Consider the following 12,491-nt stretch of genomic DNA (forward strand, 5'->3'; position numbering starts at 1 on the left):
GGACAATCCGCCCCGATATGTCCGATACCTACGCCCTGTTCGAAGAAGCCGGCAAGTTCCTCGCCGGCCGTGTGATGTCCGAGGCCGAGAGCTCGCTGCAGGTGGAGCTCGATTCCGGCAAGCGCGTCAAGGTCAAGAGCGCCAACGCGCTGCTGCGTTTTGCGAAACCTGCGCCAGCCGAGCTGCTGGCGCAGGCGCACAGCCTGTCGGGCGAGATCGACCTCGACCTCATCTGGGAGGTCGCGCCGGACGAGGAGTTCGGCTTCGACGACATCGCCCGCGAGTACTTCAATGCCCACCCCGACGCGCCGCAGCGCGCGGCCACGCTGTTGCGGTTGTTCGATGCGCCGCACTACTTCCATCGGCGCGGCAAGGGACGCTTCCGCAAGGCGCCGGAAGACATCCTGAAGCAGGCCCTGGTGGCGATCGAGCGCAAGGCGCAGCAGGCCGCGCAGATCGAGTCCTGGGCGGTCGAGCTGGCCGGCGGCCACTGCCCGGCGCCGATCACCGAGCAGCTCTACCGCATCCTGTTCAAGCCCGACAAGAACGGCCCCGAGTACAAGGCCGTGGTCGAGGCCGCGAAGCGCTCGCACAAGGCGCCGCTCGACCTGCTGAAGGACGCCGGCGCGATCACCAGCCCCTACCAGTTCCACTGGAAGCGCTTCCTGTTCGAGTTCTTCCCCAAGGGCACGGCCTTTCCGCCGCTGCAGGCGCCGCCGATCAAGAACGACCTGCCGCCGGCGGCAGTGCAGGCCTTCTCGATCGACGACTCGAGCACCACCGAGATCGACGACGCCTTGTCGGTGCAGGGGCTGGGCAGTGACACCGTCGTGTTCGGCGTGCACATCGCCGCGCCGGGCCTGGCGGTCCTGCCGGGCTCGGCCGTCGACCAGGTGGCGCGCACGCGCTGGTCCACCGTCTACATGCCGGGCCACAAGCTGACCATGCTGCCCGACGAGGTGGTGCAGAGCTACACGCTGCTCGAAGGGCGCGACTGCCCGGCGGTGTCGGTGTACTTCAGCCTCGATGCGGCGTCGCTGGCCGTGAAGGCGGTGGAAACGAAGCTGGAGCAGGTGACGATCGCCGCCAACCTGCGCCACGACCAGCTCGACGCGGTGGTCACCGAACCCACGCTGACCGGCGAGGCGCCGGCCGACTACGCCTTCGCGCCCGAGCTCGCGTTCGCTTTCCGCCTGGCCCGGTATCTGAAGGCGCAGCGCGAGCTGGTGCGCGGCAAGCCCGAGAACTTCAACCGGCCGGACTACAACTTCAGGCTCGACGGAGGGAACGCCGGCGAGCCCGACGGCAGCGAGACGGTCGTCATCACCGAACGCAAGCGCGGTTCGCCGCTGGACCTGATCGTCGCCGAGGCGATGATCCTCGCCAACAGCCACTGGGGCGGCTGGATCGCCGAGTGCGGCGTGCCGGGCATCTACCGCAGCCAGGCCAGCATGGCGCCCGGCATCAAGGTGCGCATGGGCACCAAGCCGGCGCCGCATGCGGGCATGGGCGTCAAGCAGTACACCTGGGCCACCTCTCCGTTGCGGCGCTACGTGGACCTGGTCAACCAGTGGCAGATCATCGCCTGCGCGCGGCACGGCCGCACCGCGGCGCTGGCCGCACCGTTCAAGCCCAAGGACGCCGAGCTGTTCTCGGTCATCTCGGGCTTCGACGCCGCGTACACGGCCTACAACCAGTTCCAGAACGGGCTGGAGCGCTACTGGACGATGCGTCACCTCGAGCAGGCAGGCCTGACCGAGCTGGAGGCCGCGGTGATGAAGGACGGGCTGGTCCGCGCCGACACGCTGCCGCTGGTGTTCCGGGCCCTCGGCTGCGAGTCGCTGCCGCGCGGAGCCCGGGTGCGGGTGCGCATCACCGGGACCGATCTGCTCACGCTGGAGCTGCACGCCAGCCTCGTCACCCGGCTCGACGATCCGGCGACGCCGGCCGACGATGCGCCGGTCGATGCCGAGGAGGCCGACGAAGCGGCCGAGGCTGCCGCGCCGCTCGCGCTGGCGATCGACCTGCAGGATGGCGACAATGCCGCCGACCCGGCCCCCTCCGGCGCCGCCTAGGATGCCCGACGCATGAAGCTGATTCCGCAACGCTGGGCAGAGCGCCTCCGGCGACTCACCGCACTGCACGTCGCGCTGCTGATCTCCTTCGGTGTTCACGCGGTACTGCTGACGGTGCGCTTCGTCGACCCGGAAGGCTTCAACCGTGTGTTCAAGGACACGCCGCTCGAGGTCATCCTGGTCAACGCGCGCTCGACCGAGCCGCCGCTGAAGGCGCAGGCGATCGCACAGGCCGCGCTGGCCGGCGGCGGCGAGGCGCAGGCCGGCCGCGCCACCTCGCCGCTGCCGCCGTCCGCCCTGACCGAGGTCGGCGATTCGCTGGAAGACGCGCGCCAGCAGATCCAGTCGCTGCAGGAGCAGCAGATGCAGCTGCTGGCGCAGATCCGCCGCGAGCTGGCGCGCCTGCCGCCGCCCGACCCGCAACGCGACGAAGGGAGCCCGGACGCCCGCGCCCAGGCCGAACAGCGCCAGCAGATGCTGCAGATGCTGGCCGAGATCGAGAAGCGCATCAACGACGCCAATGCCCGTCCGAAGAAGCGCTACGTGAGCCCGTCGACCAGCGAGGCGGTGTACGCCGTCTACTACGACGTGCTGCGCCGCAAGATCGAGGAGCGCGGCACCCTGAACTTCCCCGAGGACAAGGGCCGCAAGCTCTACGGCGAGCTGACGATGATCGTCACCGTCGACGCGCTCGGCCAGGTGCTCGACACCGAGATCGTCCAGAGCTCAGGTCAGCGCACGCTCGATCGCCGCGCGCAGGCCATCGTGCGAGCAGCGTCGCCGTTCGGACCCTTCACCGACGCGATGCGCAAGCAGGCCGACCAGATCGTCGTCGTGTCGCGCTTCCGCTTCACGCGAGACGAGGGCTTCGAGACGCGGCTCCTGCAGTCGTCGCCGCAATGAAGGAGCACGCGGACGCAGCGGCCCGCGATCGCTACGCGGTCGCCGGCCACCCGGTCGAGCACAGCCGCTCTCCGTTCATCCACGCGCGATTCGCCGCGCTGACGGGCGAGCCGATCGACTACGGCCGGCTGCCCTGCCCGCTCGATGGCTTCGCGGCCACCGTGGGCGCCTTTGCGGCATCGACCGGCGCCGGGCTCGGGCCGGCGCGCGGCTGCAACGTCACGGTGCCATTCAAGTTCGAGGCCGTCGCGCTCGCCGCGCAGCTCACACCGCGCGCCGCACTGGCCCAGGCGGCCAACACCCTGCGCTTCGATGCCGAAGGCTGGCAGGCCGACAACACCGACGGCGCCGGGCTGGTGCGCGACATCACGGTCCATGCCGGCGTTGCGTTGCAGGGCGCCACACTGCTGCTGGTCGGCGCCGGCGGCGCAGCGGCCGGCGTGCTGGGGCCGCTCCTCGAAAACGGGCCACAACGGCTGGTGCTGGCGAACCGCTCGCCCGACAGGGCCCGCACGCTGGTCGAGCGCCATGCGGCGCTGGCGGCGCTGCACGGCGTGACGCTCGAGGCGGCAGCGCTGGACGACTGCGGCGACGGCTACGACATCGTCGTCAACGCCACCGCCGCCAGCCTCGCCGGGGCCACGGTGCCGGTCGCCGCGCGCGTGCTGCGCCCCGGCGCACTGGCCCTGGACATGATGTACGGGCCCGCGGCGCAGGGTTTTCTGCGCTGGGCGGCGGCGCACGGCGCACATGGCCGCGACGGCCTGGGCATGCTGGTCGAGCAGGCGGCCGAGTCGTTCCGGTTCTGGCGCGGCGTGCGCCCGCCGACGCCGGCCGTGCTCGCCGAATTGCGTGCCGTCGTCGACGGGGCCGACACATGAAGCGCCTGATCCGCTGGCTGGTGCTGCTGGCCCTCAGCGCCATCGCCTTGCAAGGGGTGTTCGTGCTCCGCATCGCGATGATGCGTTTCGTCGATCCCGAATCCACCACCTTCCAGCGCAGCGAGATCTGGCGCCTGGCGACCGAGCGCCACGAGGTCCTGTGGTCGCAACACTGGCAACCCTACGAGCGCATCGCCGCAACGCTCAAGCGGGCGGTGATCGCGTCGGAAGACGCCAGCTTCACCGACCACGGCGGCGTGGACTGGGAAGCGATCGAGAAGGCCTGGGAACGCAACCAGCGCGCCGAGGCACGTGCCGAGAAGCTGCAGGCGCAGCTCGAGAGCCAGCAGCAGCGGCGGGCGGCCAATGCCCGACCGGCGCCGCCCCGCCCGGCCCCGGTGGCGAAGATCGTCGGCGGCTCGACCATCAGCCAGCAACTTGCGAAGAACCTGTTCCTGTCGGGCGAGCGCAGCCTGGCCCGCAAGGGGCAGGAGTTCGTCATCACCTTCATGCTCGAGGCGCTGCTCGACAAGAAGCGCATCCTGACGATCTACCTGAACAACGTCGAGTGGGGCGAAGGCGTGTTCGGCGCGCAGGCCGCGTCCCGCCACTATTTCCGCGTCGATGCCGACCAGCTGAGCGCGATGCAGGCAGCTCGCCTGGCCGTGATGCTGCCGGCCCCCAAGCGCTTCGAGAAGCGCCCCGGCTCGGCCTATGTCAGTGGTCGCGCCGCGACCATCGTGTCGCGCATGTCGGCGGTCGAACTGCCCTGAACCGAGCCCCCGTCTCGCCGCTCCAACCCGCGCCATGCCCTCTTCCGCCCCGTCCGCGCTCAGCGCCGAGATCGCCGCGACCGCGGCCCGGCTCGTCGTCGAAGAAGGCCTCGAATACGGGCCAGCCAAGCAGCGGGCCCTGAAACTGCTGGGCCAGCGCGGCCTGCCGGCGCGAGACTTGCCCGACAACGACTTGCTCGAAGCCGAAGTCCGCGCTTACCTCGAATTGTTCTGCGCCGACACCCAGCCGCTGGAACTGGCGGCGCTGCGCGAGGTGGCGTTGCACTGGATGGAACAGCTGGCCGAGTTCCGCCCGCACCTGAGCGGCGCGGTCTGGCGCGGCACCGCCACCCGGCTGAACGATGTGCACCTGCAGCTCTACTGCGACGATTCGAAGGCGGCCGAGATCGCGCTGCTGAACGCCGGCATCGGCTACGACGTCGGCAGCACCCGGAGTCCGAACGGGCGCACCATCGACGTACTGAGCCTGGCCCAGCCCTGCGCCACGTTGAATGAATCGGTCACGGTACATCTCAGCATCCTGGACCACGACGACCTCCGCGGCGCGCTCAAGCGCGACGCCCACGGCCGCAGCGCCCGCGGCGATGCCGCAGCACTGCGCCAACTGATGACGAAGGACGCACGATGAAGCCGCCCACTACCGCCTCGGCGCGCCGCCGTCGACTGCTCTTCGGCCTGGGTGCGGGGGCCGGTGTGGCCGCCGGGGTGTGGCTGGGATTGCGGCAGCCGGGACCGGCGCTCGATCCGGCCGTCGCGGCCTTGTGGGCATCGAGTTTCGACCGCCCCGAGGGCGGTACGCTGGCGATGCGGAGCCTGCGTGGCAAGCCGCTGCTGATCAATTTCTGGGCCACATGGTGCGCACCCTGTGTCCGCGAATTGCCGGAAATTGATCGCTTTCATCGTGATTTCCAGTCAAAAGGCTGGCAAGTTGTCGGCTTGGCCGTCGATGGACCGACCCCGGTCCGCGAGTTCCTGGGCCGCCTGAAGCTGGGCTTCCCGATCGGGCTGGCGGGCTTCGAAGGCAGCGAGCTGTCGCGCCAGCTCGGCAACGAGCAGGGCGGCCTGCCCTTCACCGTGGCCTTCGATGCCGCCGGCCGGCCCGTGCAGCGCAAGCTGGGCGAGACCCGCTACGAGGACCTCGCCGCCTGGGCCCGGGCGCAGGGCTGAGCGCGCCCGCTTCGTGATCGACCACCGCCCCGTTTGCGCGTAAAGTCGCGGCTTCGCCGGGGGATCTGCCGGCATCGAACTCGCATCTGATGGAAATACTCGTCCTTCACGGACCCAATCTCAACCTGCTCGGCAGCCGCGAACCGGCGGTCTACGGCGCCTCCACGCTGGCCGAGATCGACGCGGCCCTGCTGCGCCGTGCGGGTGAGGCCGGGTTCGGGCTGGCGAGCTTCCAGAGCAACCACGAAGGTGCGCTGGTCGATCGGGTGCAGGCGGCGCGCAGTGACGGCACCCGCTTCATCCTGATCAACCCGGCCGCCTTCACGCACACCAGTGTCGCGTTGCGCGATGCGCTCGCCGCGGTGGCCCTGCCGTTCGTCGAGGTGCACCTGTCGAACGTGCACCGCCGCGAGGCCTTCCGCCACCATTCCTATTTCTCGGAGCTGGCCGAAGGGGTGATCGTCGGCCTGGGCGCCAGCGGCTACCGCCTGGCGCTGGAGTTCGCGCTCGAACGGCTCGGCGGCGCACGCAACTGAGCGGTGGCCCTGCCGCGGTACACCGCCGCGCAGGTCCGGTTTGAAGAAACCATAACGACATTCGTTGGAGAGAGAAACCCATGGACCTGCGCAAACTGAAGACGCTGATCGACCTGGTGTCGGAGTCCAACGTCTCCGAACTGGAGATCACCGAGGCCGACGGCAAGGTGCGCATCGTCAAGAGCGCGCCGGTGGCCACGGTCGTGGCCACCCCGGTGGCGGCGCCCGTTGCTGTCCCCGCGGTCGCGGCGGTCGCCACCGCGCCGGCCCCGGCAGCGGCGGCGGCGGAGCCCGCCGCGCCGACCGGACACAGCGTGAAGTCACCGATGGTCGGCACCTTCTACCGCTCGTCGAGCCCGGGCGCCAAGGCCTTCGCCGAGGTCGGCCAGGAGATCAAGGAAGGCGAGCCGATCTGCATCATCGAGGCGATGAAGATCATGAACGAGATCGAGGCCGACAAGTCGGGCACGGTCACCAAGATCCTCTGCGAGAACGGGCAGGCGGTCGAGTTCGGGCAGCCTCTGTTCATCATCGAGTGAGGCAGAGCACTCGATGTTCAAGAAGATCCTGATCGCCAACCGAGGCGAGATCGCCCTCCGCATCCAGAGAGCCTGCCGCGAGCTCGGCGTGCGCGCCGTGATCGTCTATTCGGAGGCCGACCGCGACGCCAAGTACGTGAAGCTCGCCGACGAGGCGGTCTGCATCGGCCCGCCGGCCTCGGCGCAGAGCTATCTCAACATGCCGGCCATCATCGCCGCCGCCGAGGTGACGGATGCCGAGGCCATCCACCCCGGCTACGGCTTCCTCAGCGAGAACGCCGACTTCGCCGAGCGCGTGCAGCAGAGCGGCTTCACCTTCATCGGCCCGACGCCGGAGTCGATCCGCGTGATGGGCGACAAGGTGGCTGCCAAGCAGGCCATGATCAAGTCGGGCGTGCCCACGGTGCCGGGCGCCGAGGGCGCGTTGCCCGACGACCCGAAGGAGGTCATCCGCCAGGCGCGCGCGATCGGCTACCCGGTCATCATCAAGGCCGCCGGCGGTGGCGGCGGGCGCGGCATGCGGGTGGTGCACACCGAGGCAGCGCTGATCCACGCGGTGCAGACGACGCGCGCCGAAGCCGGCGCGGCCTTCGGCAACCCGACCGTCTACATGGAGAAGTTTCTCGAGAACCCGCGCCACATCGAGATCCAGGTGCTGGCCGATACCCACCGCAACGCGGTGTGGCTGGGCGAGCGCGATTGCTCGATGCAGCGTCGCCACCAGAAGATCATCGAGGAAGCTCCGGCGCCCGGCATCCCGCGGCGCGTGATCGAGCGCATCGGCGAACGCTGCGTCGCTGCCTGCAAGAAGATCGGCTATCGGGGCGCCGGTACCTTCGAGTTCCTGTACGAGAACGGCGAGTTCTACTTCATCGAGATGAACACCCGCGTGCAGGTCGAGCACCCGGTGACCGAGCTCGTGACCGGCGTCGACATCGTGCAGATGCAAATCAAGATCGCCGCCGGCGAGAAGCTGCCGTTCACGCAACGCCAGATCGAGATGCGGGGCCACGCGATCGAGTGCCGCATCAATGCCGAGGACCCGTACAAGTTCACGCCGTCACCGGGCCGCATCACGATGTGGCATCCGCCGGGCGGCCCCGGCGTGCGGGTCGACTCGCACGCCTACACCAACTACTTCGTGCCGCCGAACTACGACTCGATGATCGGCAAGATCATCACGCACGGCGACTCCCGCGAGCAGGCGTTGGCGCGCATGCGCACGGCGCTGCTGGAGACGGTGATCGAAGGCATCCAGACCAACACGCCGCTGCACCGCGAGTTGGTGGTCGATGCGAAGTTCGTCGAGGGCGGCACCAGCATCCACTACCTGGAAGGCTGGATGGCGCAGCGCAAGCGCTGATGTTCGAGCTCGTGCTGCGCGCGCCGGAGGAGGCGGTCGAGACGGTCTCCGACGCGCTGATGGAGCTCGACGCGCTGTCCGTCTCGGTCGAGGACGCCGACGCCGACACGCCGGCCGAGCAGGCGCTGTTCGGCGAGCCGGACATGCCGGCGCCGGCGCCCGGCTGGCAGCGCTCGACATTGCGGGCGCTGTTCGCCGACGAGGCGGCAGCCACCGCCGCGGCCACGCTGCTGCTCAGCCAGGACTGGGCCGCCGAGGTCGCGCTGCAGGCCCTCGAGGCCGTGCCCGAACAGGACTGGGTGCGATTGACGCAGTCGCAGTTCGCACCGGTCGAGATCACGCCGAGCTTCTGGATCGTGCCGTCATGGCATGAGGCGCCGGCCGCGGCAACCCAGGTGATCCGGCTCGACCCTGGCCTCGCCTTCGGCACCGGCACGCACCCGACGACGCGCATGTGCCTGCGCTGGATCGCCACGCACGAGGCTGCTGTGCGCGGCCGGCGCGTGCTCGACTATGGCTGCGGCTCGGGCATCCTCGCCATCGGTGCCGCACTGTTCGGGGCCGCCCCGATCGATGCAGTCGACATCGACCCGGCGGCGATCCAGTCGACGCAGGACAACGCACATGCCAATGGCGCGACGCTCGAGGCCGGGCTGCCCGAACGCGCCGGCAGCCCGTCGGCCGCCTATCCGCTGGTGCTGGCCAACATCCTGGCCACACCGTTGAAGCTGCTGGCACCGCTGCTCAGCGCCCATGTCGCCGCGGGCGGCCACCTCGTGCTGGCCGGCATCCTGGAGCGCCAGGCCGCCGAGCTGCAGGCCGCCTATGCGCCATGGCTGGCGCTCGAGGTCAGCGATCGCGAAGACGGCTGGATCCTGATGACCGCCCGCCGCGCCGCCTGAGAGGGGCCTGCGCGATGGCATCATTCGCAGCATGAGCCTGGCCACCCGCTGCACCGCCTGCGGCACGATCTTCCGTGTCGTGCAGGACCAGCTCAAGGTCTCGGAAGGCTGGGTGCGCTGCGGCCGCTGCCAGGACACCTTCAACGCGCTCGAGGGCCTGTTCGATCTGGAGCGCGAGGCCCCGCCGCAGCGCACCCCGAAGGCCAGCCCTACGCAGTCGGTGGTCGAGGGCATGGCCGAGTTCGTTGCGAGCCATCACCCCGGCAACAGCGAACACGGCGTGCTGGCGGCCATGCCCGCGACCCAGGAGCACGACGCGATCGAGTCGCGCTTCTTCGCACCGCAGTCCGGCGACAGCCGCTCGGACGAGCACCCCGATTTCGCCGATGCCCGCTTTCCGAGCGAGTTCCCACCCGACGCCGCGGCACTGGAACCGGACGCGACCGAAGATCCCGTCGATGCGCTGCCGCCAGCCAGCCCCAAGAGCGCGCCGCCGTCCGCGCCGTTGCTGCAGCGCTGGCGCGACAGCCGTGCCGCGCGCCAGGCGGTCGCGATGAGTTCGCTGCTGGAGGCGCCGATCGGGGACGAGGCGGCGATGCCGCCGCCCGCCGCGCCGGCCGTTGCCGGCACCCCCGGCTTCCTGCGCCAGGCCGAGGATGCGGCGCGCTGGCGCCGCCCGCGGGTGCGCGCCTCGCTCGTCGTGGCTGCGGTACTGCTGATCAGCACGCTGCTCACCCAGATCGCTGTGCAGTACCGCGACGCCTTCGCGGCACAGTGGCCGCAGGCGCGGCCGACGCTGGAAGCGCTGTGCGACGTGCTGGACTGCCGCATCGAGCCGCTGCGGCGCCTTTCGGCCATCACCGTCGAATCGAGCGGGCTGACGCAGGTGGAAGGCAGTGACGCCTACCGGCTGAGCCTGACGCTGCACAACCGGGGCCAGGTGGATATCGCCCTGCCGTCGGTCGATCTCAGTGTGACCGACAACAGCGGCACCCTGGTCTCGCGGCGCGCGCTGGCGCCGGCCGATTTCCGTACCGCCACGGGCGGTTCAGTGCCCGGCGTGGCGCTCGCCCCCGGATCGGAAAGTCAGTTGCAAGCACTGCTGACGGCGCGCGGCGCACGCATCAGTGGCTACACGGTCGAGCTGTTCTATCCCTGAGCCCCTCGCTCATCGCCGATCGACCGCCCTTTTATTCTTCCTCGTCTCGGAGTTGCCATGCCGGCCCTGATCTGCGGTTCGCTCGCGTTCGACACCATCACCATGTTCCCCGGCCGCTTTGCGCAACAGATCCTCCCGGAGCAGATCCACATCCTCAACGTGTCCTTTCTGGTGCCCACGCTGAAGCGCGAGTTCGGCGGTTGCGCCGGCAATATCGCCTACACCCACCAGCAGCTGGGCGGCACGCCGGTGGTGATGGCGACGCTCGGCGCCGACGGCGACGGCTACCTGCAGCGGCTGCGCGACTGGGGCGTGAGCACCACCCTGGTCAAACGCATCGATGAAAGCTACACAGCGCAGGCGATCATCATCACCGACCAGGACAACAACCAGATCACCGCCTTCCATCCCGGCGCGATGCAGTTCGCACAGCGCACGGCGGTGCCTCCACGTGGTGACCTGGCGCTCGCCATCGTGGCACCGGACGGCCGCGACGCGATGCTCGAGCATGCCCAGCAACTGCACGAGGCTGGCATTCCGTTCATCTTCGATCCGGGCCAGGGACTGCCGATGTTCGACGGCGCCGAACTGCGCCGATTCGTCGAGCAAGCGAGTTGGGTCGCTGTGAACGACTACGAGGCAAGGATGCTGTGTGATCGCACCGGCCTGAGCCTCGAACAACTGTCGCGCTCCCACTTGCGCGGCTTGTTCGTCACACTGGGCGCTGACGGCTGCGAGGTGTGGGAGCAGGGGCAGGTCCGGCGCGTTCCTGGCGTGGCCGCCACGGCGATCGTCGATCCGACCGGTTGCGGCGACGCCTTCCGCGGTGCGCTGCTCTACGGCCTGGAGCGCGACTGGCCCCTGGCGCGCTGCGCCGAACTCGGAAACCGCGTCGGCGCGCTGAAGATTGCGTGCGCTGGCCCGCAGAACCACCGCATCGATCGGGCCGCGCTCGGGCTCTGAATCGGTATCGACCGTGCCGTAATGCACAGTCGTGACGCAGCAGTACCCCTCTGAGACAGCGACACGCGAGATGGATTCACGGACACAGTGGCGTCCGAGCGGCTATCGTTCGCTTCAGGCTGAGTGGCCGGTGAAACTGCGGCTGCCGAAGGAGTGTGCGATGACTCTCACGAACTGGCTGCTGCTGATGGGCGCTGCGCTCGCGCTGGCCGCGCTTTCGTGGCTGATGTGCGCCTGGTGGTATCGACGCCAGTTGAGTGCCGTGCTGCAACGCCTCGAGAAAGCCCGCGCCGTCGCGGGCCAGAATGCAACGCAGGCCAAACGCCAGATCGCGCAGCTGCAGAAGGAACTGGCCGAACGCCCGGCGTTGAGCGCGGTTCAGCGCGAAGCCCGCGACAAGGCCGCCGATGCTGCCGCACGCAAGCAGGAACTTGCCGAGAACCTCGACCGCGGCCGACTCGTGACGGCCCTGCCTGCGAACGGCTTCGCCGACACGCAACCCCTCTAACCGCGTACTGCCGTTGCTGCTGCGCCCATGAAAAAGCCCGGCCGAAGCCGGGCTTTCAACTGGTCGAGCCAATCACTCAGGGCTTGGTGCCCGTCGGGAAAGGCCAAGCCGCTTGCGGGCTGAGCGTGGTCTTCGCTGCCGGGGCTGCAGGCGCAGCAGGGGCGGCGGGAGCCTTCTTCGCAGCCGGCTTCTTCGCGGCTTTCTTCGCAGCCGGCTTCTTGGCGGCCTTCTTCGCGGCAGGCTTCTTCGCCGCGGCCTTCTTGGCAGGGGCCTTCTTCGCCGCGGCCTTCTTGGCCGGAGCCTTCTTCGCCGCGGCCTTCTTGGCCGGAGCCTTCTTCGCCGCGGCCTTCTTGGCCGGAGCCTTCTTCGCTGCCGCCTTCTTGGCCGGGGCCTTCTTGACTGCAGCCTTCTTCGCCGGGGCCTTCTTGGCCGCGACCTTCTTCGCCGGGGCCTTCTTGGCCGCAGCCTTCTTCGCAGGGGCCTTCTTAGCGGCCGGTTTCTTCGCAGTTGCCATCACGATTCTCCTTGATCAAGTTGCAAAGAGCACTGTGCCGCTCGATACGGCACAGCGATTCACTGCCCATGGGGCTGCCTTGGAGAGACGCTCCGGTGCAGTGAATGGGGTCGTGGGCAATGCGTTGCGCTTCTGCGTCGCTAACGTCTCACCCACAGATCTTGATTTGTTGTCTTCCTTCTTCTTC

The 12,491-nt window shown here is 69.3% G+C and carries 14 protein-coding genes; 13 read left to right on the top strand and 1 reads right to left on the bottom strand.

Going from position 1 to position 12,491, the window contains the following annotated elements; translation table 11 throughout:
- Positions 1–17 precede the first annotated feature (17 nt).
- The 13 genes from C1M51_RS05660 to C1M51_RS05720 all read left to right on the top strand — a co-directional run bounded on the left by C1M51_RS05660 (position 18) and on the right by C1M51_RS05720 (position 11,790).
- The gene (locus C1M51_RS05660) at positions 18–2,075 is read left to right on the top strand and encodes a ribonuclease catalytic domain-containing protein (RefSeq protein ID WP_129448605.1); all 2,058 of its coding nucleotides are present in this window, start codon (positions 18–20) and stop codon (positions 2,073–2,075) included.
- A 12-nt stretch (positions 2,076–2,087) separates the two neighbouring features.
- Positions 2,088–2,978, top strand: a complete 891-nt coding sequence (locus tag C1M51_RS05665; protein ID WP_011830776.1) for an energy transducer TonB — start codon at positions 2,088–2,090, stop codon at positions 2,976–2,978.
- A complete protein-coding gene (gene aroE / locus C1M51_RS05670; RefSeq protein WP_129448606.1) occupies positions 2,975–3,859 on the top strand; it encodes a shikimate dehydrogenase in 885 nt (294 codons plus the stop codon). The genes C1M51_RS05665 and aroE overlap by 4 nt, the downstream gene beginning before the upstream one ends.
- Positions 3,856–4,632, top strand: a complete 777-nt coding sequence (locus C1M51_RS05675; protein WP_129448607.1) for a transglycosylase domain-containing protein — start codon at positions 3,856–3,858, stop codon at positions 4,630–4,632. The genes aroE and C1M51_RS05675 overlap by 4 nt, the downstream gene beginning before the upstream one ends.
- Positions 4,633–4,666: 34 nt before the next feature.
- Complete coding sequence (locus C1M51_RS05680) at positions 4,667–5,281, top strand: hypothetical protein (RefSeq protein ID WP_129448608.1); 615 nt, start codon at positions 4,667–4,669, stop codon at positions 5,279–5,281.
- Positions 5,278–5,820 carry a TlpA disulfide reductase family protein gene (locus C1M51_RS05685; protein WP_129448609.1) on the top strand — a complete coding sequence of 181 codons (543 nt, stop codon included), beginning with the start codon at positions 5,278–5,280 and terminating at the stop codon, positions 5,818–5,820. Before C1M51_RS05680 ends, C1M51_RS05685 begins: the two co-directional genes overlap by 4 nt.
- Before the next feature lie 86 nt (positions 5,821–5,906).
- Entirely contained in the window at positions 5,907–6,356 is a 450-nt protein-coding gene (aroQ, locus tag C1M51_RS05690; protein WP_129448610.1) for a type II 3-dehydroquinate dehydratase, read from the top strand.
- Positions 6,357–6,436: 80 nt separating this feature from the next.
- Entirely contained in the window at positions 6,437–6,895 is a 459-nt protein-coding gene (accB, locus tag C1M51_RS05695; protein WP_129448611.1) for an acetyl-CoA carboxylase biotin carboxyl carrier protein, read from the top strand.
- A gap of 13 nt (positions 6,896–6,908) precedes the next feature.
- Positions 6,909–8,258 (top strand): acetyl-CoA carboxylase biotin carboxylase subunit, encoded by a 1,350-nt coding sequence (gene accC, locus C1M51_RS05700; protein WP_129448612.1) that lies wholly within the window; start codon positions 6,909–6,911, stop codon positions 8,256–8,258.
- Complete coding sequence (gene prmA / locus C1M51_RS05705; RefSeq protein ID WP_129448613.1) at positions 8,258–9,160, top strand: 50S ribosomal protein L11 methyltransferase; 903 nt, start codon at positions 8,258–8,260, stop codon at positions 9,158–9,160. The genes accC and prmA overlap by 1 nt, the downstream gene beginning before the upstream one ends.
- A gap of 31 nt (positions 9,161–9,191) precedes the next feature.
- Complete coding sequence (locus C1M51_RS05710; RefSeq protein WP_129448614.1) at positions 9,192–10,319, top strand: zinc-ribbon and DUF3426 domain-containing protein; 1,128 nt, start codon at positions 9,192–9,194, stop codon at positions 10,317–10,319.
- Between the two features lie 57 nt (positions 10,320–10,376).
- The gene (locus C1M51_RS05715; RefSeq protein ID WP_129448615.1) at positions 10,377–11,282 is read left to right on the top strand and encodes a carbohydrate kinase family protein; all 906 of its coding nucleotides are present in this window, start codon (positions 10,377–10,379) and stop codon (positions 11,280–11,282) included.
- A 130-nt stretch (positions 11,283–11,412) separates the two neighbouring features.
- Positions 11,413–11,790 carry a hypothetical protein gene (locus C1M51_RS05720; protein WP_129448616.1) on the top strand — a complete coding sequence of 126 codons (378 nt, stop codon included), beginning with the start codon at positions 11,413–11,415 and terminating at the stop codon, positions 11,788–11,790.
- Between the two features lie 76 nt (positions 11,791–11,866).
- Here C1M51_RS05720 and C1M51_RS05725 read toward each other — a convergent pair whose 3' ends face one another.
- Complete coding sequence (locus C1M51_RS05725) at positions 11,867–12,304, bottom strand: histone H1-like DNA-binding protein (protein WP_011830788.1); 438 nt, start codon at positions 12,302–12,304, stop codon at positions 11,867–11,869.
- Positions 12,305–12,491 lie beyond the last annotated feature (187 nt).

It is taken from the genome of Methylibium sp. Pch-M (genome assembly GCF_004136295.1).
GTDB lineage: Bacteria > Pseudomonadota > Gammaproteobacteria > Burkholderiales > Burkholderiaceae_C > Methylibium > Methylibium petroleiphilum.

Excerpts from the sequence above, each read along its gene's own strand:
- C1M51_RS05660 (WP_129448605.1), top strand. The coding sequence starts at position 18 with ATGTCCGATACCTACGCCCTGTTCGAAGAAGCCGGCAAGTTCCTCGCC.
- C1M51_RS05665 (WP_011830776.1), top strand. The coding sequence starts at position 2,088 with ATGAAGCTGATTCCGCAACGCTGGGCAGAGCGCCTCCGGCGACTCACC.
- aroE (WP_129448606.1), top strand. The coding sequence starts at position 2,975 with ATGAAGGAGCACGCGGACGCAGCGGCCCGCGATCGCTACGCGGTCGCC.
- C1M51_RS05675 (WP_129448607.1), top strand. The coding sequence starts at position 3,856 with ATGAAGCGCCTGATCCGCTGGCTGGTGCTGCTGGCCCTCAGCGCCATC.
- C1M51_RS05680 (WP_129448608.1), top strand. The coding sequence starts at position 4,667 with ATGCCCTCTTCCGCCCCGTCCGCGCTCAGCGCCGAGATCGCCGCGACC.
- C1M51_RS05685 (WP_129448609.1), top strand. The coding sequence starts at position 5,278 with ATGAAGCCGCCCACTACCGCCTCGGCGCGCCGCCGTCGACTGCTCTTC.
- accB (WP_129448611.1), top strand. The coding sequence starts at position 6,437 with ATGGACCTGCGCAAACTGAAGACGCTGATCGACCTGGTGTCGGAGTCC.
- accC (WP_129448612.1), top strand. The coding sequence starts at position 6,909 with ATGTTCAAGAAGATCCTGATCGCCAACCGAGGCGAGATCGCCCTCCGC.
- prmA (WP_129448613.1), top strand. The coding sequence starts at position 8,258 with ATGTTCGAGCTCGTGCTGCGCGCGCCGGAGGAGGCGGTCGAGACGGTC.
- C1M51_RS05710 (WP_129448614.1), top strand. The coding sequence starts at position 9,192 with ATGAGCCTGGCCACCCGCTGCACCGCCTGCGGCACGATCTTCCGTGTC.
- C1M51_RS05715 (WP_129448615.1), top strand. The coding sequence starts at position 10,377 with ATGCCGGCCCTGATCTGCGGTTCGCTCGCGTTCGACACCATCACCATG.
- C1M51_RS05725 (WP_011830788.1), bottom strand. The coding sequence starts at position 12,304 with ATGGCAACTGCGAAGAAACCGGCCGCTAAGAAGGCCCCTGCGAAGAAG.